This is a genomic window from Streptomyces rishiriensis (assembly GCF_003112535.1).
Classification (GTDB): Bacteria; Actinomycetota; Actinomycetes; order Streptomycetales; family Streptomycetaceae; genus Streptomyces; species Streptomyces rishiriensis.
This window is the reverse complement of record NZ_BEWA01000019.1, coordinates 30727-50653: the sequence shown is the minus strand read 5'-3', so window position 1 is coordinate 50653 and position 19927 is coordinate 30727. Positions and strand designations below refer to the sequence as shown.

The window sequence follows — 19927 nt, the reverse complement described above, 5'->3', positions numbered from 1 at the left end:
CCTTCTCCCTCAGCCGAGGTCGGGGGCGTGCATGGCCCGGACACCCTCGATGTTGCCGTCCAGGTAGTGCCGCAGCGACAGCGGCACGAGGTGGACGGAAGCGATGCCGACCCGGGTGAACGGCACACGGACGATCTCGTACTCGCCGGCAGGCTCCTCGACCTCGGGTCCGTGCCGCAGCGCCGGGTCCATGGACTCCAGACGGCAGACGAAGAAGTGCTGCACTTTCACTCCGGTCGCACCGCCGTCCGCGCTGATGTGCTCGACGGTGTCGACGAAGCAGGGCACCACATCCGTGATCTTGGCGCCGAGCTCCTCGTACACCTCCCGGTGCAGTGCGTCCACGACCGTCGCGTCGTCCGGCTCGACCCCGCCACCGGGCGTCACCCAGTAAGGATCGACACCAGGCTTGGTGCGCTTGATCAGGATCAGGTTGTCGCCATCCAGCAGAACGGCTCGTGCGGTGCGCTTGACCACGGGTCGGACGGTCATGGGAGGAATGTGGCCCCGCTGGTTCCACGTGAAACATCGCGAAAGGTCACTGGTCGAGCTCATCCCGTGACTTCGCCGTCTGCGGGGTCAGCACCACGAGGCGGCCGCACCCAGCAGCCAGTCGTGGGCTCGCGCGACATGTGGCATCGCCAGCGTTCCGGTACGCACCGCCAGGACATACGTCCGCAGCGGTGGCACCGCCGGCTCGTACACCGCGACGACGTCGCCGCGTGCGAGCGCGGTCGCGCACAAGTAACGCGGCAGAACAGCCAGCCCCGCTCCCGCGACCGCGCAGGCGAGGACCGCCCGGAGATCGGGAACGATGACGGTGCCCGAGGCGGCGGGGAGGGCGTCGAAGACGGACGCCCAGTAGCGGGAGACCAGGGGCAGCGACTCATGCACCTCGACGACGGGAAGATGCTCCAGCGCGGACGCGTCCTTGCGGTGCAGCCTCCCGGTGTCGATCTCCTCGGCCCACTGAGAACCGGCGACCAGCACATGCTCCTCGTCGCACAGCGGGGTGGCCGTGAGCAGCGCTCCACGGGGCCGGGCCGTGCTGATGGCCAGGTCGTGGTGGCCCGAGGCCAGGCCCTCCAGGACCTCCTCGGCGTTACCGAAAGAGGCGCGCAGGGCAAACCCCTGACCGTCGTCGCCGGACAACTCGGCGAGCGCGGGAAGGGCCCGCTCGGCGGTGAACTCGGGGGGGCCGGCGAGGTGCAGCGTGCGCACGGCGGACTCGTCGTCGAGGCCGGTCTCGGCGATCTCCACGAGGGCGTCGAGATGGGGAGCAGCCTTGTGGGCGAGCTCGTTCCCGATGCTCGTCGGCGTCACACCGCGGGCCTGCCGCAGGAACAGAGGGCGGCCCAGCTGACGCTCCAGCGTGCGTATCTGGGAGGTGACGGCCGGCTGGGACAGGCCCAGCAACGCGGCGGCGCGGGTGAAGGAGCCGGCCCGGTGCACGGTCACAAAGGTGCGCAGCAAGGCCAGATCCATGGAACGTCCTCCCCCTCCCGCCTTCCGCCGGGCTTTCAGACAGGGACCAACTATAAATAAGTCGATAGGCCCCTGTCGCTACTGTGATTGGACACTGACACAGAGTCAACTAGCCTTGTGGGCGCGGTTCTTCGCGTGCAGAACCGAGGACGGTCCGAGCCACGAGGGGGGAGGCTCGGACCGTCCGCTGCGTGCGGCGGGATCAGGGCCGAACGTCCGTAAGCCGGTCATCGCTCCGATTCCTCCAGCGCACGCAGCACATCCGCCACGAGGTCCTCGGGATCCTCGGCGCCGACGGACAGTCGGACGAACCCCTCCGGTACCGCGTCTCCACCCCAGCGTCCGCGCCGTTCCGCGGTGGAGCGCACTCCGCCGAAGCTCGTCGCCTCGTCCACGAGCCGCAGCGCATCCAGGAATCGCTCGGCCCGCGCGCGTGTGGCGAGCGCGAAGGAGACCACGCACCCGTAACGCCGCATCTGCTGTGAGGCGACCTGGTGGGAGGGATCGTCGGGCAGTCCCGGATAGCGCAGCCCGCTCACCTCGGGCCTCCCCCGCAGCGCCTCGGCGACGGCCAGGGCGGTCGCGTTCTGCCGGTCGACGCGCATCTGCAGCGTGGCGATCGAGCGGTGTGCGAGCCAGGCCTCCATGGGCCCCGGGATCGCCCCGACGATCTTGCGCCAACGCCGTACGGAGGTCATCGGCTCGCCGGCTCGCCCGGTGACATAGCCGAGAAGGATGTCGCCGTGACCGGTGAGCTGCTTGGTGCCGCTGGCCACCGAGAAGTCGGCGCCGAGCGCCAGCGGGCGTTGCCCGAGCGGGGTGGCGAGGGTGTTGTCAACGGCCACCAGCGCGCCACGCGCGTGGGCCGCCTCGGCGAGCCTGCGGATGTCGCACACGTCGAGCCCCGGGTTCGAGGGGGACTCGATCAACAGCAGCTTCGCGCCGTCGAGCACTTCGATCTGGGCGTCCGAACGGGTCGGCGCGGTGCGCACCTCGATGCCGTACGCCTCCAACTGGGCGCGGGCCAGGGGCAGCGCCTGGTAGCCGTCGCCGGGCAGCACGACCGCGTCCCCGGAGCGCAGCTGGGAGAAGAGCACCGACGAGATCGCGGCCATTCCGGAGGCGAAGACGAGTGTCTCGACGCCGTCCTGCCCCGGTGCCTCCAGCTCGCCGATGGCGTGCTCCAGGTGCGTCCAGGTCGGGTTCTCGTCACGGCCGTAGGTGTAGGGGCCCGTGGGTTCCCCCGGCAGGTGGAAGTGTGCCGCGAACACCGGTCCGGGAAGGGTGGGCTCGTACTTCACGGGCTCGGGCAGTCCGGCACGCACCGCGCGCGTGCCGTCGCCGGAACCCGGGGAGATCCCCTCGTTCGTAGCGGAACTGCTCATGCCATCTGTCCTTCCACGTCCTCACGCACGGCGGAGAGCAGACCGGTGCTCGCCTCCTCCACCATCTCAAGGCACTCCTCGAAGTCGTCACGGCCCCCGTAATAAGGGTCGGGGACGTCGAGGTCGTCGTCCGCCGCGGGGTCGAAGGAACGCAGCAGACGTACCTTCGCCGCGTCCTCCGCGGTGGGTGCGAGGCGGCGCAGCGCTTTGAGATGACCGGAGTCCAGGGCGATCACCCGGTCGAGGCGGGCGAACCAGGACGAATCGAAGCGCCGGGCCGTGTGGTCGAGCGCGTAGCCGTGCTCCTCCAGGACGGACTGGGCACGCGGGTCGGCCGTCTCGCCCTCGTGCCAGTCGCCCGTGCCGGCGCTGTCGACCTCGACCAGTCTGTCGAGACCGGCGTCCTCCACCCGCGCGCGGAAGACCGACTCGGCCATCGGCGAGCGGCAGATGTTGCCGGTGCAGACGAAACAGACGCGGTAGGTCATCGCGGTCTCAGTCCTCGTCGGGCAGCACGACGTTCAGCGCCCAGGAGACGACGGAGATGATCAGGCCGCCGAGGACGGCGGTCCAGAAGCCCTCCACGTGGAAACTCACGTCGAGCTTGTCGGCCAGCCAAGAAGTGAGCAGCAGCATAAGGGCGTTGACCACCAGTGTGATCAGCCCGAGCGTGAGGATGAACAGAGGGAAGGTCAGCACCTTGACGAGGGGTTTGACCAGGAAGTTCACCAGGCCGAAGAGCAGAGCGACGACGAGGAGGGTGCCTATCGTCTTGCCCGTGCTGTCACCGGTCAGGGTGATCTTGTCGAGCAGCCAGACGGCGACCGCCAGAGCGCCCGCGTTGGCGATCGTCTTGACTACGAAATTCTTCATGTGTCTGATCGTGGCAGAGAGATCGCCAACGAGCACCGGACGAGAGCGGACAAGGTCGATGAAGGCATTCCGGTTGGATGAACTGGAGGCGGAACGAGCCGCCAACGATGGTGCGTACCTGCAGTTTCTGCGCGAGCGGAACATGTCGGTCGGCCTGTACGCGCTCGATGCCGGCACCCATGATCCACAGAACCCGCACCACCAGGACGAGGTGTACTTCGTGGTGAGCGGGCGGGCCTCGATCACCGTCGGTCTGGAGACCACGCAGGTGGCTCGCGGGAGTGTGGTGTACGTCCCGGCCGGCGTCGCCCACAAGTTCCATCACATCAGCGAGGATCTGAGGGTCCTGGTGGTGTTCTCGCCGCCTGAGGGCTGAGCTTCTCCGCCTTGCCGCCGACCCGCGGCCTCGGGGTTCCCTAAGGGTTCGATCAGGGGAGGACAAGGGACGCGAGGCCCCCGTCAGCCACCTCTTCAGATCTAGCATCGACGCAGGACATCGAAATGATCCGGCGCGACAGGAGCGCCGGCAGTCGATCGAAGAGGATGAGGACGAGGGCGATGCAAGAGATCTTCGCGGGACTGCCGTGGTGGGTGAAGTGGGTCGCGGTGCCGGTCATCGCGCTGGTCGTGTTCGGCGGCCTGATAGCCAGCGTCGTCGGCTTCGTGATCGGCCTGCTCTTCAAGCTGCTGGTCTTCGTGGCGCTGGTCGGTGGACTGATCTACGTCGTACGGAAGTTCACGTCGAGTTCCTCGTCGCGCAGCGAGTGGTGACGCGCGGCGGTCGGTGGGCGGCGCCGGAGACCGGTGATCGGTAACAGGAATCACCGGTTCCCTCGGCCGGGGGAAGTTTTCCCGCAGCCCGTCTGCAAGCGGTGGCAGACGGTTAAAGTCCGGAACTCGACGCGGGGACGACGCCCCGCGAGCGGCGTACGCCCCCCTCCCGTGTTCCCCCGCACGGACCGCCCCCTCGCGCTTCGGGAGTGCCCCCTTGCCCACGGTCGACACCGCAACCACAGAACCGTACGCACCCCCCACTCCGCCACGTTCCCTCGCACCTCCGCTCCAGCGGCCGCCGAACCCGGTCGTGCCCGAGCAGTCGCATCCGGCGGCCACCTTGATCAGCTCCGTGCAGCGCGCCATGCGGCTGCTGGAAACCGTCGCTGAGCACGAGTTCGGAGCCCCGGCGAAGCAACTGGCGCGCGAGACCGGTCTCGCCCTGCCCACGGCCTATCACCTGTTGCGCACCCTCGTGCACGAGGGCTATCTGCGCCGGGACAAGGGGCTGTTCTTCCTCGGGGAGGCCGCTGAACGGCTCGGCAGCAGCGGAGCGGCGCAGAAACGTCGCAGCACCGTCGCCGACACTCTCGCCCAGTGGCGCGATTCGATCGGTGTCCCCGTGTACTACGCGCGGTACCGGGACGGCGAGATCGAGATCATGTGCGTCTCCGACACCCCGGGCAACCCGGCGGTGGAGGAATGGGCCGACTTCCGCGAGACGGGACACGCGCACGCCATCGGACAGTGCCTGCTCTCCCAACTGGACGAGGAGGCCCGGCGGGATCACCTGGACCGCTACCCGGCGCAGTCGATCACCCCCTACACCGTGCGTGACAACCACACCCTGCTGCGGCGCCTGGAGCGGATGCCGCGCATGGAACCGGTCGTCGAACGACAGGAGTACGCACTGGGCACCGTATGCGCCGCCATTCCGATCACCGTGGGCACCACGGCGGCGACGATGGCGATGTCGCTGCCCGCCCACCACGCCGACCGGCTGCACACCGCGGCCCGGCAGCTGCAGTACGAAGTCGGACGGCTGCTGGGATCCCTCGCGATCTCTATCAGTATCTGAAAACTCACTCCTTGTGATCTGTTGTGTACGTTCAGCAAGATGCCTGCAGTATCAGAAGGTTCATTCCCGGCCAATCGACGGCAAATGACGGGGTTAGGCGATGCGCGAGTCCGTGCAGGCAGTACAGGCAGAGGTCATGATGAGCTTCCTCGTCTCCGAGGAGCTCTCGTTCCGCATCCCGGTGGAGCTGGGCTACGAGTCGTGCGATCCCTACGCGGTGCGGCTCACCTTCCACTTGCCCGGTGACGCCCCGGTGACCTGGGCCTTCGGCCGAGAGCTGCTCATCGACGGGGTGGGCAGGCCGTGCGGTGAGGGCGACGTCCGTGTCTCGCCCGTCGAACCGGATGTGCTCGGGGAGGTCCTGATCCGGCTTCAGGTCTGCGGGGACCAGGCTGTGTTCCGCTCCTCGGCGGCCCCTTTGGTGGCGTTCCTCGATCGCACCGACAAGCTGGTGCCCCTCGGCCAGGAGGGTGCGCTCGCCGACTTCGACGCCCATCTGGACGAGGCCCTCGACCGCATCCTCGCCGAGGAGCAGAGCGCGGGCTGACGGGGCGGCAGCGAGCGGTGGCGGAACGCTTCGTCACGGAGTGCGGGTGCGCAGGAACGCTTCTTCATCGGTTCATCTGCCCATCCGTCCATCGGTTTGCTGGACGGTTCGACGGGGCCGAAACGGCCGGTCGCGCGCCCGGCTCCCCACGGGGGGCCGGGCGTCGTGCAGGCCGGTCAGCGTTTGCGGCGCCTGCCCCGGCCACCCCGGGCCGGAGCGGGATCCGCCGTCGCTCCCGTCGCTCCCGCCGGAGCCGGCACCGAACCCGTCAAGCTCGCCGGAGCCGCCGCCGCAATCGTCACGGCCGTCGTGTCGGTTCCCGGACGGTCGGCGGAGACCACGAGGGCGGCCAGAAGAGTCGTGACCGGCACGGAGGCCACCAGACCGATCGAACCCACCAGCGTGCGCACGATCTCCTCCGCCACCAACTCACTGTTGGCGACGGAGCCCACGCTGCTCTGCGCGATCGAGAAGAGCAGCAACAGCGGCAGGGCGGCGCCGGCGTAGGCGAGGACGAGCGTGTTGACCACTGAGGCGATGTGGTCACGGCCGATACGGATGCCGGCCCGGTAGAGCCCTCGCCGACCCATCGACGGGTTGGCCTCGTGCAGTTCCCAGACCGCTGATGTCTGGGTGACCGTCACGTCGTCGAGCACGCCGAGCGAGCCGATGATGATGCCGGCGAGCAGCAGGCCGCTCATGTCGATCGACGGGTACAGGCCGTGGATCAGACCCGTGTTGTCGTCCGTGTTGCCGGTCAACGCCGCCCAGTCGATGAACAGCGAACCGAGGATGCCGATGAGCAGCAGCGAGACGAGGGTGCCGAGTACCGCGACGGAGGTGCGGGCCGACAGACCGTGACACAGATAGAGCGCGATCAGCATGATGGCACTGGACCCCACCACTGCCACGACCAACGGGTTCGAGCCCTGCAGGATCGCGGGCAGCACGAAGAAGTTCAGCACCATGAAGCTGATGGCCAGGGCGACCAGCGCCATCACGCCCCGGAGCCGCCCGACGACCACGACGGCGACCGCGAAGATGCCGGCCAGCACGGACATCGGGATGCGGCGGTTCACGTCGGTGACCGAGTACTGCAGATCCTTCGGCGCGGAGGGCTCGTAGGCGACCACGACCTTCTCGCCCTGGTGCAACTGCCGGGTCTGGTCCGGCTGGATGATCTCGGTGAACGTGCGGCCCTTGTCGTTACCGGTGTCCACCCGGATCGTGGCCCTCTTGCAGGTGCCCTTCGCCTGTTGCTGCGCCGAGGAGCCCTCGGCTGTGGAGGTGTCGCCGGTCGGAGTCTCGCCCGAGGCGTTCACCGAGGCACAGCTCACGCTCACGACCTTGGCGACCGTGGCCTGCTGGGTCTGCCGGTCGAAGCCGACCCCGGTGCGTTGGTGCGCCGGGGCGCCGCCGGGCCACAGCACCACGAGTCCGGCCAGGACCGCGACGCCGAACGGGATGAGGATGGCCGCGATGACCTTGCGCAGGTGCCGGGAGACGGGGGCGGCCGGGCCGTGACTGTGGCTGTGCCCGTGAGAATGGCCGTGCCCTTCACCATGATCGGGACTACGCCCCTCACGCCGGCCGGACCCGTGCCCGTCCCGGTGACCGTGCCCCTCGCCGGGGCCGTGTCCGTCCCGGTGACCGTGCCCCTCGCCCGGGCCGTGCCCGCCTCCACCGACGTGGCTGGGCTCATACACACCACCGGATCCCGTCCCGTGCCCGTCTCCTGAGCCTGCTCCATGACCGCCGGAGCCCCTCCTGTGCCCGCCCTGAGGGCCGCGGCCGGGGCCAGATCCGGGGACAGGACCTGAGCCGGGGCGGGGGCCGGTTCCGGGGCCAGGACCATATTCGTGCCTGTGCCCGTCCGGGCTCTCCTGGAGGCCGCTGCTGCCCTCGCTGCTGCCGTATCCGTATCCGTATCCGTACTCGTCCCTGCGTCCCTGTCCGGGGTCGAGGCCATGGCCCATCCCAGGGCTCGGGTCGGTGCCGGGCCCCTGACCGCTGGTAGTGCGACCGCGGGCCAGGCCGCCCAGCCCTCCCGCGTACCCCGGCTCCTGGCCGGAGCCCGGCCCCTGGACTTGCCCGGGACGGTGAGGACGCCCATGGGGAGGCCCGTGTTCGTGACCACCGCCGCCGAAGTCACGAGTGTCTCCCGGACCGCCCCCGGAGCCGCCGGGGTTGTTGGCGGGGCCGTTTCCGGCACCTGGCCGACGAGGCGGCTCGGGCGGGAGCGGGGGATGAGGTGTCGTGGTCACCGACCGATCATCGCAAGAACGACAGGGGCCCTCTGTTCACCGCGCCCGACTTGACGCTAGCGTGGAGGCACTTTTGCACACGCGGGAGCTCGGAGCACCGGGCTGAGAGGGCGCTGACCTCCGTCTTCGCGATGTTTCACGTGGAACGTCTCTCACGACGAGTGACGTTTCACATGAAACGTCGGCTGGCGGTAGCCGCTGCGTCGACCGCCGAACCTGTTACCGGGTAATGCCGGCGTAGGGAGTAGGTCTCATGACCAACAAGGACGCACGCACGCCTGCCTCCATGCAGAACGCGACCAGCGGCAACGCGGTCGGCGGGGACGCGGTCGACACGAACGGTGTTGACGGGAACGACGCGGAGACCGGGAAGTCCATCGGCTGGCACAAGGGGTACGTCGAGGGCGCTCGCGCCGACCTTCGGGTGCCGGTCCGTCAGGTGCACCTCACCAATGGGCAGTCGGTATCGCTGTACGACACCTCCGGCCCGTACACCGATCCGCTCGTCGAGACCGACGTCCGCAGGGGCCTGTCGCCGCTGCGTGAGAGCTGGATCATCGCCCGCGGAGACACCGAGGAGTACGCGGGCCGTCCGGTCCGCCCCGAGGACGACGGCCTCCGGCACACCTCGCCGCGTGGCGGTCTGCGCAACCTCGACGCTGTCTTCCCCGGTCGGCCCCGGTTGCCGCGCCGCAGCAGGGACGGCAAGGCGGTCACCCAGCTCGCGTATGCGCGGCAGGGGGAGATCACGCCCGAGATGGAGTTCGTGGCCATCCGAGAGAACGTTTCTCCCGAGGTGGTCCGCGAGGAGATCGCAGCCGGTCGTGCCGTGTTGCCGGCCAACGTCAATCATCCGGAGATCGAGCCGATGATCATCGGCAAGCGGTTCCTGGTGAAGGTCAACGCCAACATCGGCAACTCGGCCGTGACGTCCTCCATCGAGGAGGAGGTCGAGAAGATGACCTGGGCGACCCGGTGGGGCGCCGACACGGTCATGGACCTGTCCACCGGACGCAACATCCACACCACCCGCGAGTGGGTGCTGCGGAACTCCCCCGTCCCGATCGGCACCGTGCCGCTGTACCAGGCGCTGGAGAAGGTCGACGGCCGGGCCGAGGAGCTGACCTGGGAGATCTACAAGGACACGGTCGTCGAGCAGGCCGAGCAGGGCGTCGACTACATGACGGTCCATGCCGGCGTCCGTCTTTCGTACGTGCCGCTCACCGCCAACCGCAAAACCGGCATCGTGTCGCGCGGCGGCTCGATCATGGCGGCCTGGTGCCTGGCGCACCACAAAGAGTCTTTCCTGTACGAGAACTTCGAGGAACTCTGCGAGATTCTCGCCGCCTATGACGTCACCTACTCGCTCGGCGACGGCCTGCGGCCGGGTTCGATCGCGGACGCCAACGACGAGGCGCAGTTCGCGGAGTTGAGGACGCTCGGGGAACTCAACACGATCGCCAAGCGTTTCCATGTACAGACGATGATCGAAGGCCCGGGGCACGTCCCGATGCACAAGATCAAGGAGAACATCGACCTTCAGCAGGAGATCTGTGATGAAGCTCCGTTCTATACGCTCGGCCCGCTGACGACGGACGTCGCGCCGGCGTACGACCACATCACCTCCGGCATCGGCGCCGCGATGATCGCATGGTGGGGCACGGCCATGCTCTGCTACGTCACGCCCAAGGAACACCTGGGGCTGCCCAACCGTGACGACGTCAAGACCGGCGTGATCACCTACAAGATCGCCGCCCACGCAGCCGACCTCGCCAAGGGGCACCCCGGTGCGCAGGAATGGGACGACGCGCTGTCCGACGCGCGCTTCGAGTTCCGTTGGGAAGACCAGTTCAACCTCGCTCTCGACCCGGACACGGCACGGGAGTTCCACGACGAGACGCTGCCGGCAGAGCCGGCGAAGACAGCCCATTTCTGCTCGATGTGCGGGCCGAAGTTCTGCTCGATGAAGATCAGCCAGAGCATCACCGAGCGGTTCGGCGGAGGGGCGGCCGAGGGTGCCTCGGCGGACGAGATCGCCGAGGGGATGCTGGAGAAATCGAAGGAGTTCGCCGCGAGCGGGAACCGGGTGTACCTGCCGCTGGCCGACTGAACAGCCGTTCCCCGTCGGCGCTTCCGGCACGGGCTCGATGCCCGGGTGGCGCCGATGGGGAACTGACGGGGGAACCGATGAAGCAACCGGTGAGGATCGGCGGAAGGCCGGTCGGCGCACGGGCCGACGTGAAGTTCGGCAGGAGGACCGCCAGAGGCGCAGAGGCCCAGAGGCGCAGAGGGGTGGTGGGCCAGTGGGCCAGTGGATCCGAAAGGAGGGTCGGCAGGGGGGCGTCAGGACGGGTGCTGATCTGGGAGGAGACGTTGTTGTCCGTGTTGTCCGTTCGGTTGAAGTCGGACGTCGACTCGGCAGACTTGCCCCCATGACAGCGCGATCCATGAGCAAGGGCGCCAATCTGCCGGTCGACTCACCGGATGTCCGGGTCGAACTCAGTTGGGCCGAGCGGGCCGGCGGACCGGACATCGACGTCTCGGCGCTGCTGCTGACCGATGGCGGACGGGTCCGGAACGACGGGGACTTCGTCTTCTACAACCAGCCCCTTCACGCATCGGGTGCCGTGAGACACGTAGGCAAGCGTCGCGACGCCGGAGTGGTGACCGACGCCGTCCACGTCGACCTCCGCTCGCTGGAGGGTGCGATCACCCGGGTGGTGCTGTGCGCGTCCGTCGACGGTGGCGCCTTCGGGCAGGTGGCCGGTCTGACGCTGCGCCTGTTCGGCACGGGCGGTCGGTCCGAGATGGCTCGCTTCGAGATGCAGGCCGACGTGGAGACGGCCCTCATCGGGGGTGAGTTGTACCTGCGCGAGGGGCGCTGGAAGTTCCGGGCGGTCGGTCAGGGGTACGCCTCCGGGCTGGCGGGGCTGGCCACCGATTTCGGGATCACGGTCGACGAGGAACCGGAGGAGGCGACCGCGGCGACCGTCCCGCCTGCCCCGCCTCGTCCTCTGCTTCCGCCTGTTCTGTCCGTTCAGCCTGGACCGTCGTGCCCTGCCCCTCCAGACGCACCACCGGTCAGCCGTCCGGAATCGCCTCCGGCCATCGTCCCGGCCGCGCCTCCGGCCGGCCGGCCGGAATCGGCTCCGTCCGGTCGGTCTTCGGGGCCCCGCCTGACGAAGGGCGAGGAGCGGCTCCCCGTCGACATGCGCAAGCGGCTGTCGTTGCGGAAGGAGCAGGTCGCCGTCAGCCTGAGCAAGCGCGGAGCGACCGGGATCAGCGCGCGCATCCTGCTCGTTCTCGATGCCTCCGGTTCCATGTCGTTCCTGTACTCCAAGGGCGTGGTGGCGGACGTCGTGGAGCGGATGGCTGCGGTGGCGGCACAACTCGACGACGACGGGGAGATGCAGGCCTGGACGTTCGCCAGTGAGGCGGCTCGTCTCCCCGACCTGCGCCTGGGTGAACTCCCTGAGTGGCTGCGGCTTCATGTGCGGGTGGGCGAGATGAGTCTGTTCCGTCGGTCCAAGAAGCCCCGTAAGGGGTTGGAACCGGGGCAGGTCGACATGCGCACAGTCGGCATCCAGAACGAGGAGCAGAAGGCGATCGCCCAGGTCAGAGCCTACGTACGGGAAAATCCGGCGACCGCTCCGACCTTGGCGCTGTTCTTCTCCGACGGAGGGGTGTACCGCGACGCGGCGATCGAACGCGAGCTGAGGGCGGCGGTCGAGGAGCCGATCTTCTGGCAGTTCGTGGGACTCGGGCGGTCCAACTACGGGGTGCTGGAGCGGTTCGACACGCTGCCCGGGCGGCGCGTCGACAACGTGGGCTTCTTCGCGGTGGACGACATCAGCACCGTCCCGGATCAGGAGCTCTACGACAGGCTCCTGTCTGAGTTCCCCGACTGGATCAAGGCGGCGAGGCGGGCCGGCATCCTCTGACGGGCGTCGGAAGTGGTGTCCGCCCCCCACCGGGCGTCGCCGGGGCCGGCGCCTATTGATCGCCCCCGGGCCGATGGGGTCGGGGCCGATGGACCGGAACCGATGGCCGCGGGCCGAGGGACTCGGGCCCAGGGGGCAACGATGTGGCCCGAACCGATAGGGCCCAGGCCGATGTGGCCCGGACGGATTCGGCCCGGGCCCTGTGCGGCGCGTGTCCTCTGCCCTGGTGTCGAAGCGACGGCTATTCCGGGTGGTGTTCCGGGCCGCCGAATTCGGGGCTGGTGTAGTCCGGGCTGCTGAAGCTCGGCCGAGGTCCGGTCGAGCGCCCGTCGTCGGGGCTGCTGAAGCCCGGACGGCCGTAGCCGATCTTCGGGAGCCGGCCGGTGGGAGCCGGAGGGGCCGGTTCGGTGTGCAGGGCGGTCGCCGTGCCGGGGTTGGCGAGAGCCTCCCGGAGAAACGGCAGGATGCCGCGTTCCAGCAGGGCTTCGCGCCAGGCTTCCTTGGCCCGGGTGACCTCCTCGCTCTGTTCGCCGTACGGTTCGGCCTCCAGGGAGGGCCGGTTGCGCAGGGCGGTGAGCAGCAGGGCGACGGTGGCGACGAGGATCGCGGCGGCGGCCACGGCCCCGAACGCCCAGCCGGCCGCGACCATGGTGCGGGCGAACGCCTGTTCGGGTGCGACTGCTCTGAGGATGTAACCGACGAGCAGGAAGATGACCGCGGCGGTCCCGGCGAGCACGGGGGTGAGGACGGCGGCGACGGCGCCGGCCCCGGCGGCTTCGGCTGCCTGGCCCGCCTCGTCCATGGTGGCGGCGAGGCCCACGGTGATGCCCGGTTCGGCGGCTCCGGACTCGGGCGCGGTCGTCGCGGTGGACGGCGCGGGGTGGCGCAGTTCCTCTCGGACCTTCACGTAGTGCTGGTACTCGGCCGCCGCGGCCACTGTGATGAGCGCGGAGGCGTTGAGCGCCATCGTGCGCAGTTGCTCGGAGTTGAGCCGCTGTCCCACAGCGGCGAGGTCCGGGTGGTGTGGTGCGGAGCGCAGCGCCTCGTCGAGGATCCGCTCGTACTCTTGGCGGTCCTCGCTGTGCAGGTGCTGCGGAACGCTGTTCATGTGCATCCCCCGATGCTCCGTAGGGCTTGGGGCTCGCATGCCAACGAGCCGTCGGGCAGAAACGGAGGGGAGCCTGCTACGGATAAGCCGATGGTAGAGCGGCGACGGCATGCGGTGACAGGGGGTTTGCCGAAATTGGCCCCCGGCCTGCGGTGTCGCCGATGGTCCCGCGCCGCGCCGCGCTGGGGCCGGGGAAGGCCCCGGGGGACTCCGGGGAGGCTCTGGACAGTCCCGGGTAGTCCCCCCGGAACGCTCAGATCTCCAGGGGGAGTTGCTGGACCAGCAGTTTCCCGGCCATCGTCACACCGCCGTCCATCGCGATGGCCAGCCCGTCCGCGTAGACGTGCGGGCCCGAGACGTGCGGGCCGTCGTTGTCCTCGTCCTCCTCGGAGCCGACTTCGCCCAGCAGGTAGGGAATCGGGCTGTGGCCGTGAACGATGCGGGTGCCGCCGTACGTATCGAGCAGGGAGCGGACGGCGTCGGCGCCTCCCTCGTCGCGGAAGGAGAAGCGCTTGGTGAACTTGCGGAACAGATCCCACACCTCGTCCGCGTCGTTGCGCGTGATCGTCTCGCGGACGGTGTCGTTGACCGCCTCGATCGAGTCGCCGTAGTCGAGGTAGGCGGTGGTGTCGGAGTGGACGAGCAGGTGACCGTCGACCTCCTCGACGGCGTCGAGCCGTGCCATCCACTGCAGGTGGTGATCCTGGAGACGGTCCATGTCGTACTTCTGGCCGCCGTTGAGCAGCCAGGCGGCCTGGAAGGTGGCGGTGCCCGCTCCGGAGTTGACGGGGGTGTCGCCGAAGCGCTTGGCGCCGAGCAGCAGCAGTTCGTGGTTGCCCATGAGGGCTTTGCAGTACCCGCCGGCCGCTGCGGCTTCGGCGGACAGCCGCATGACGAGGTCGATGACGCCGATGCCGTCCGGTCCGCGGTCGGTGAAGTCGCCGAGGAACCACAGCCGGGCGGTGCCCGCGCACCAGTTGCCGGCGTCGTCGATCAGGCCCTTCTCCTGCAGTGCGGCCACCAGTTCGTCGAGGTAGCCGTGCACGTCGCCGACGACGAAGAGCGGGCCCGGGCCGGTCGCGGGGAGCGGAGCTTGAGCGGTCCCCGGGTCCACGACCACCTGGAGGGTGTCGCCGCGGCGGTTGATGACGGGCAGGTCGCGCTGCGTGGGCGTGTAGCCCTCGGGGTGCTCCAGGGGCTCCTCGAGGGGCGGCGCCGCGTCGCCGGGCTGTGTGCCGTGGTCGTACGGACCGGTCTCGTTGACGTACGCGGGCACCCGGAAATCGCGCAACGTCGCCGTCCGCTCCACCTCGGGTCCCTGACCGGCCCCCTGAGTCATCAGACCCCTCCACCATCGCGCCGCAGCTGCACCCTGCGGGCTGCTTGGTCGCAGCGGCCCGCGGTGCCGTGCGCCCATCATAGGAATGCGGATCGTGCCGTGTGATGACCCAGGGGTGGTGAATCGGAGCAAGGCTCCAGTTCATCGCGGCTTTCGCCCCGATTGGACCGGGCTTCGGCAGCCCGGACTCACCCGGCGCGCACCACGCCCACACCCGTGTCCCACCCCGGCGCTCGCCCTCGCGGGCCGGGGCGGACGTCTGTCCCGCCCAGGACGAGGGTGACTCCGGCGTCGGGAAGGGAGAGGCTTCTCACGGGCAGGAGTCCGGCAGCCGGCGGTCGTGGAGCACGTTCCCCGTTCCCTCCGCGGAGGAATGCCGAGGGCGCCGCCGACGGGATCCGACGGGGGCGTTCCCCACCGTCCGGGGGAGCGACCCGCGCGGTCGGCGGCGATGGGGCGACCCGCACGGAAAACGCCCATAAGTGCCTCCCGCTCACCTGCGTTGACGAACGCCGACAAGCGCTGACAAGCGACGACAGCCACCGCCAAGCATCTGGCGAACGCCGACGAAAGCTGACGAACACTGATGAACGCCGATGAACGCCGACGAACGCCGATGAACGGCGACGAACGCCGATGAACGGCGACGAATGCTGAGGAGCACCCACGAACCACGGCGACAGCTGACGAGCGCGCCGACGAACCACGGCGAAAGTCGTCGCCGTCGGGCACCGTGCTGATGAGCGCCGACGAACCCGGAAAGCCGCCGTCCGTCCCACCCCCGGGAAGAACGGGCGTGGGACGGACGGCGGCTCGGTCGTGCGGCGTGGGCTACTTCCCCTTGGGGGTCCTCGGGGGGCTGACCGTCGTGCGAGGGGGGCGTCGCTGGGACGAGGTCCGCACGATCAGTTCGGTCGGTATCACCTGCTGGACCGGTCCGTCCACCGCCACGCCCTCGATCGCGTCGATGAGGAGCTGGACGACCGCGGTTCCGATGCGCCGCGGCTTCAGCGAGAGGGTCGTCACGGGCGGCTCGGTGTTGGCGTACACCGTGGACTCGCTGCAGCAGACGACCAGCAGGTCCTCGGGCACCCGCAGCCCGTACCGGCGGGCTGCGGCCAGCAGGTCCGTGCCGTTGGGGTCGAACAGGCCGTAGACGGCGTCGGGGCGGTCGGGGCGCGCCAGCAGCCGGTCGGCGGCTACGGCGCCGGCGCACGGGTCGTGCGCGGGGTAGGCCTCGTAGACGGGGTCCTGGCCCACCCGCTCGCACCACCGCAGATACGCGCTGGTCGAAAGGTGCGTGTACGTGTCGGTCGTGGTGCCGGTGAGCAGGCCGATGCGGCGGGCGCCGGCGTCGGCCAGGTGGTCGAGGATGTCGAGGACGGCGGTCTCGTGGTCGTTGTCCACCCAGGCGGTGACCGGGAGCGTGCCGGCCGGGCGGCCGTCGGAGACGACCGGTAAACCCTGCCGGACCAGCTCGCTGACCACCGGATCCTGGTCGGAGGGGTCGATGACGACCGTGCCGTCCAGGGCGACGTTCGACCACACGTCGTGGCGGGAGGTCGCCGGGAGGATGACGAGTGCGTAGCCGCGGGCGAGCGCGGCCGAGGTCGCGGCGCGCGCCATTTCCGCGAAGTACGCGAACTCGGTGAAGGTGAAAGGTTCATCCCCGTACGTGGTCACGGTCAGGCCGATGAGCCCTGACTTGCCGGTACGAAGGGTTCGGGCGGCCGCGGAGGGGCGGTAGCCCAGTCGGTCGGCGACCTCGCGGACATGGCGTCGGGTGGCGTCGGGGAGCCTGCCCTTGCCGTTGAGGGCGTCGGAGACGGTCGTGATGGAGACTCCGGCGGCGGCGGCCACGTCCCTGATGCCCGCCCGGCCCGGCCGGTTGCCTCGGCGTGAGGTTTCCGCGCGGCTCACCTGGTGCTTCCCTGCTGCTGTCATGGCGAGCCGATAGTAGGGCTCATCAGGTGGGGTAGGGCGGACGCATATGCACGCGTTGACAGGCACGTTTCTGCAAGGCTTTTGAGGGTCAAGTTCCTTGGAAACAAAGATAATTGGCCGTTTCCATGCCAGGACGTGACGTGTCTACACGGATGAGCCTGCCAAGGCGCGGATGTCTCGAAGAGGTCTCAACTCACCTGCACGAGGGATGCGCGCCACGGAGTGAGCCACCAGCGCGTAGATATATGTGCAGCGCGCCCCCTGGTGGGCACGCCTTCGTGTGCCTTCGTCCCCAGAAGTCGTAGAGATCCCTCCGCTCCGGGCCGCGGTCTCTGACCGACAACCTGTACGCACCCGGGCCGAATCCTCATAAGGTGAGCAGTATTGAAGCCGGTGGTGGTCATGAGGAGGACTGCGGTGAGCGAGACGAGCCCCAAGCTGCGCGCCGAGCTGGAGGGGGTCCCCACCTACAAGCCGGGCAGGCCGGCCATGGTCGGTGGCCCCGTGGCCTACAAGCTGTCCTCCAACGAGAACCCGTATCCGCCGCTGCCGGGCGTGATGGAGTCCGTGACGGCCGCGGCCGCGTCCTTCAACCGCTACCCGGACCTCGCCTGTACGGGTCTGGTGAGCGAGCTCTCCGAGCGCTTCGGGGTGCCCGCCTCCCATCTGGCCACGGGCACCGGTTCCGTCGGCGTCGCCCAGCAGCTCGTCCAGGCGACCGCGGGCCCCGGCGACGAGGTCATGTACGCCTGGCGGTCCTTCGAGGCCTATCCGATCATCACGCAGATCAGCGGCGCCAAGGCCGTGCAGGTGCCGCTGACCCCGGACGACGTGCACGATCTTGACGCGATGGCCGACGCGATCACCGACCGGACCCGGTTGATCTTCGTCTGCAACCCCAACAACCCCACGGGCACCGTCGTGAAGCGGGCCGAGCTGGAACGGTTCCTCGACCGCGTGCCGGGCGATGTGCTGGTCGTGCTCGACGAGGCCTACCGGGAGTTCATCCGCGACCTCGAGGTGCCCGACGGCGTCGAGCTGTACCGGAACCGGCCCAACGTCTGCGTCCTGCGGACCTTCTCCAAGGCGTACGGCCTCGCGGGCCTGCGCGTCGGCTTCGCCATCGCGCACGAGCCGGTGGCGGAGGCGCTGCGCAAGACGGCGGTGCCGTTCGGGGTCAGCCAGCTGGCGCAGGAGGCCGCGATCGCCTCGCTGCGCGCCGAGGACGCGCTGCTCGGCCGGGTCGGCTCCCTGGTGTGCGAGCGGCTGCGCGTGGTCGAAGGGCTGCGCGCACAGGGCTGGACGGTGCCCGACACCCAGGCCAACTTCGTGTGGCTGCGGCTGGGCGAGCACACGGTTCCCTTCGCGGGGGCGTGCGAGCAGGCCGGCGTCGTGGTGCGGCCGTTCCCGGGTGAGGGCGTGCGGGTGACGATCGGGGAGAACGAGGCCAACGACATCTTCCTGAAGGCGGCGGAAGGGTTCCGCAAGGACCTGTGAAGCGCTGATCTCGGGGTTTGTGCTGGTCAGACCCGGTTATCAAGGTGTGTCCCAGGGGGTTCCCGCGGGTAAGGGGGCCCCCTTTGGCATGTCGAAAATCCTTGCGGCATACTAGCTTGTGAATGTGAACGCTTTCACAAGCGTGATCCACGAGTGTGAGGTTAGGAGTGACGACGTGGACCTGGCTCTGGCGCCGGAGACACTGGCGCGCTGGCAGTTCGGCATCACCACCGTCTACCACTTCCTCTTCGTTCCCCTGACGATCTCCCTCGCGGCCCTCACCGCCGGGTTGCAGACCGCCTGGGTGCGGACGGAGAACGAGAAGTACCTGAGGGCGACGAAGTTCTGGGGCAAGCTCTTCCTGATCAACATCGCGATGGGCGTGGTCACCGGCATCGTGCAGGAGTTCCAGTTCGGCATGAACTGGTCCGACTACTCGCGCTTCGTCGGCGACGTGTTCGGCGCGCCGCTGGCCTTCGAGGCCCTGATCGCCTTCTTCTTCGAGTCCACCTTCATCGGTCTGTGGATCTTCGGCTGGGACAAGTTGCCGAAGAAGATCCACCTGGCCTGCATATGGATGGTCTCGATCGGCACGATCCTGTCGGCCTACTTCATCCTCGCGGCCAACTCGTGGATGCAGCACCCGGTGGGCTACCGGATCAACAAGGAGAAGGGCCGGGCCGAGCTCACCGACTTCTGGGCCGTGCTGACCCAGAACACCGCGCTCAGCCAGGTCTTCCACACCATGTCGGCGGCCTTCCTCACCGGCGGCGCCTTCATGGTCGGCATCGCCGCCTTCCACCTGTACCGCAAGAAGCACATCCCCGTGATGAAGACCTCGCTGCGGCTGGGCCTGGTCACCGTGGTCATCGCCGGTCTGCTCACCGCCGTCAGCGGTGACGTGCTCGGCAAGGTCATGTTCAAGCAGCAGCCGATGAAGATGGCCGCGGCCGAGGCGCTGTGGGACGGCGAGGCGCCCGCGCCCTTCTCGGTCTTCGCCTACGGCGACGTCGAGGAGGGGCACAACAAGGTCGCCATCGAGGTCCCGGGACTGCTGTCCTTCCTCGCGAACGACGACTTCAGCTCGTACGTCCCCGGCATCAACGACGTGAACAAGGCCGAACAGGAGAAGTTCGGGCCCGGCGACTACCGGCCCAACATCCCGGTCGCCTACTGGGGCTTCCGCTGGATGATCGGCTTCGGCATGACGTCGTTCGCGATCGGCCTGGCCGGACTCTGGCTCACCCGGAAGAAGTTCCTGCTGCCGAAGCACCTGAGGGTCGGCGAGGACGAGGTGCCGCACGTGGTGCTCTTCCGGAACAAGGCGCTGGGACCGAAGCTCACCAGGCTCTACTGGCTCGCGGCGATCTGGACCCTGGGCTTCCCGCTGATCGCCAACTCCTGGGGCTGGATCTTCACCGAGATGGGCCGCCAGCCCTGGGTCGTCTACGGCGTCCTGCAGACCCGTCGCGCGGTCTCCCCCGGGGTCTCCCAGGGCGAGGTGCTCACCTCGATGATCGTCTTCACGGCGCTGTACGCGGTTCTCGCCGTCGTGGAGGTCAAGCTGCTGGTCAAGTACGTGAAGGCCGGCCCGCCCGAGCTCACCGAAGCCGACCTCACTCCGCCCACGAAGATCGGCGGCGACTCCCGTGACGCCGACAAGCCGATGGCCTTCTCCTACTAGGCCGAGGG

17 protein-coding genes are annotated in these 19927 nt (G+C 68.9%); 8 read left to right on the top strand and 9 right to left on the bottom strand.

From position 1 onward, the window contains the following. Positions 1 to 9: 9 nt before the first annotated feature. The 5 genes from Sri02f_RS30430 to Sri02f_RS30410 form a co-directional block, all read right to left on the bottom strand. The gene (locus Sri02f_RS30430; protein WP_109004549.1) at positions 10 to 492 is read right to left on the bottom strand and encodes an NUDIX domain-containing protein; all 483 of its coding nucleotides are present in this window, start codon (positions 490 to 492) and stop codon (positions 10 to 12) included. An 87-nt stretch (positions 493 to 579) separates the two neighbouring features. Further along, a complete protein-coding gene (locus Sri02f_RS30425; protein WP_109004548.1) occupies positions 580 to 1485 on the bottom strand; it encodes a LysR family transcriptional regulator in 906 nt (301 codons plus the stop codon). A gap of 227 nt (positions 1486 to 1712) precedes the next feature. After that, entirely contained in the window at positions 1713 to 2870 is a 1158-nt protein-coding gene (locus Sri02f_RS30420; protein ID WP_109004547.1) for a cystathionine gamma-lyase, read from the bottom strand. Further along, positions 2867 to 3358 (bottom strand): low molecular weight protein-tyrosine-phosphatase, encoded by a 492-nt coding sequence (locus Sri02f_RS30415; RefSeq protein WP_109004546.1) that lies wholly within the window; start codon positions 3356 to 3358, stop codon positions 2867 to 2869. The genes Sri02f_RS30420 and Sri02f_RS30415 overlap by 4 nt, the downstream gene beginning before the upstream one ends. Positions 3359 to 3365: 7 nt before the next feature. After that, positions 3366 to 3743, bottom strand: coding sequence for a phage holin family protein (locus tag Sri02f_RS30410; RefSeq protein ID WP_109004545.1), 378 nt, complete (start codon positions 3741 to 3743; stop codon positions 3366 to 3368). Positions 3744 to 3801: 58 nt separating this feature from the next. On the opposite strand from Sri02f_RS30410, the gene Sri02f_RS30405 reads away from it, so the two are divergent. From Sri02f_RS30405 to Sri02f_RS30390, 4 genes are all read left to right on the top strand, one after another. Next, positions 3802 to 4119: a cupin domain-containing protein gene (locus Sri02f_RS30405; RefSeq protein ID WP_109004544.1), complete on the top strand. Its 318-nt coding sequence runs from the start codon at positions 3802 to 3804 to the stop codon at positions 4117 to 4119. A gap of 182 nt (positions 4120 to 4301) precedes the next feature. After that, positions 4302 to 4514 carry a DUF5326 family protein gene (locus tag Sri02f_RS30400; protein ID WP_109004543.1) on the top strand — a complete coding sequence of 71 codons (213 nt, stop codon included), beginning with the start codon at positions 4302 to 4304 and terminating at the stop codon, positions 4512 to 4514. Between the two features lie 217 nt (positions 4515 to 4731). Continuing rightward, positions 4732 to 5595 carry an IclR family transcriptional regulator gene (locus Sri02f_RS30395; RefSeq protein WP_167467651.1) on the top strand — a complete coding sequence of 288 codons (864 nt, stop codon included), beginning with the start codon at positions 4732 to 4734 and terminating at the stop codon, positions 5593 to 5595. Positions 5596 to 5695: 100 nt separating this feature from the next. After that, entirely contained in the window at positions 5696 to 6142 is a 447-nt protein-coding gene (locus Sri02f_RS30390) for an SsgA family sporulation/cell division regulator (protein WP_109004542.1), read from the top strand. Between the two features lie 176 nt (positions 6143 to 6318). Here the strand turns inward: Sri02f_RS30390 and Sri02f_RS30385 are convergent, their stop codons facing one another. Further along, complete coding sequence (locus Sri02f_RS30385; RefSeq protein WP_373865141.1) at positions 6319 to 8118, bottom strand: YibE/F family protein; 1800 nt, start codon at positions 8116 to 8118, stop codon at positions 6319 to 6321. 541 nt (positions 8119 to 8659) lie between these two features. On the opposite strand from Sri02f_RS30385, the gene thiC reads away from it, so the two are divergent. Next, complete coding sequence (gene thiC, locus Sri02f_RS30380) at positions 8660 to 10516, top strand: phosphomethylpyrimidine synthase ThiC (protein WP_109004540.1); 1857 nt, start codon at positions 8660 to 8662, stop codon at positions 10514 to 10516. 322 nt (positions 10517 to 10838) lie between these two features. Further along, positions 10839 to 12347, top strand: a complete 1509-nt coding sequence (locus Sri02f_RS30375) for a VWA domain-containing protein (RefSeq protein WP_109004539.1) — start codon at positions 10839 to 10841, stop codon at positions 12345 to 12347. A gap of 241 nt (positions 12348 to 12588) precedes the next feature. On the opposite strand, the gene Sri02f_RS30370 is transcribed toward Sri02f_RS30375, so the two are convergent. From Sri02f_RS30370 to Sri02f_RS30360, 3 genes are all read right to left on the bottom strand, one after another. Further along, complete coding sequence (locus Sri02f_RS30370; RefSeq protein WP_109004538.1) at positions 12589 to 13461, bottom strand: hypothetical protein; 873 nt, start codon at positions 13459 to 13461, stop codon at positions 12589 to 12591. A gap of 247 nt (positions 13462 to 13708) precedes the next feature. Then, a complete protein-coding gene (locus Sri02f_RS30365; RefSeq protein ID WP_109004537.1) occupies positions 13709 to 14794 on the bottom strand; it encodes a metallophosphoesterase in 1086 nt (361 codons plus the stop codon). 831 nt (positions 14795 to 15625) lie between these two features. Next, positions 15626 to 16738 carry a LacI family DNA-binding transcriptional regulator gene (locus tag Sri02f_RS30360; protein ID WP_109004536.1) on the bottom strand — a complete coding sequence of 371 codons (1113 nt, stop codon included), beginning with the start codon at positions 16736 to 16738 and terminating at the stop codon, positions 15626 to 15628. A gap of 417 nt (positions 16739 to 17155) precedes the next feature. Here Sri02f_RS30360 and hisC point away from each other — a divergent pair, with 417 nt between their 5' ends. Both hisC and Sri02f_RS30350 read left to right on the top strand, forming a co-directional pair. Continuing rightward, complete coding sequence (hisC, locus tag Sri02f_RS30355; protein WP_109004535.1) at positions 17156 to 18235, top strand: histidinol-phosphate transaminase; 1080 nt, start codon at positions 17156 to 17158, stop codon at positions 18233 to 18235. Between the two features lie 175 nt (positions 18236 to 18410). Beyond that, positions 18411 to 19919, top strand: a complete 1509-nt coding sequence (locus tag Sri02f_RS30350) for a cytochrome ubiquinol oxidase subunit I (RefSeq protein WP_109004534.1) — start codon at positions 18411 to 18413, stop codon at positions 19917 to 19919. Positions 19920 to 19927 lie beyond the last annotated feature (8 nt).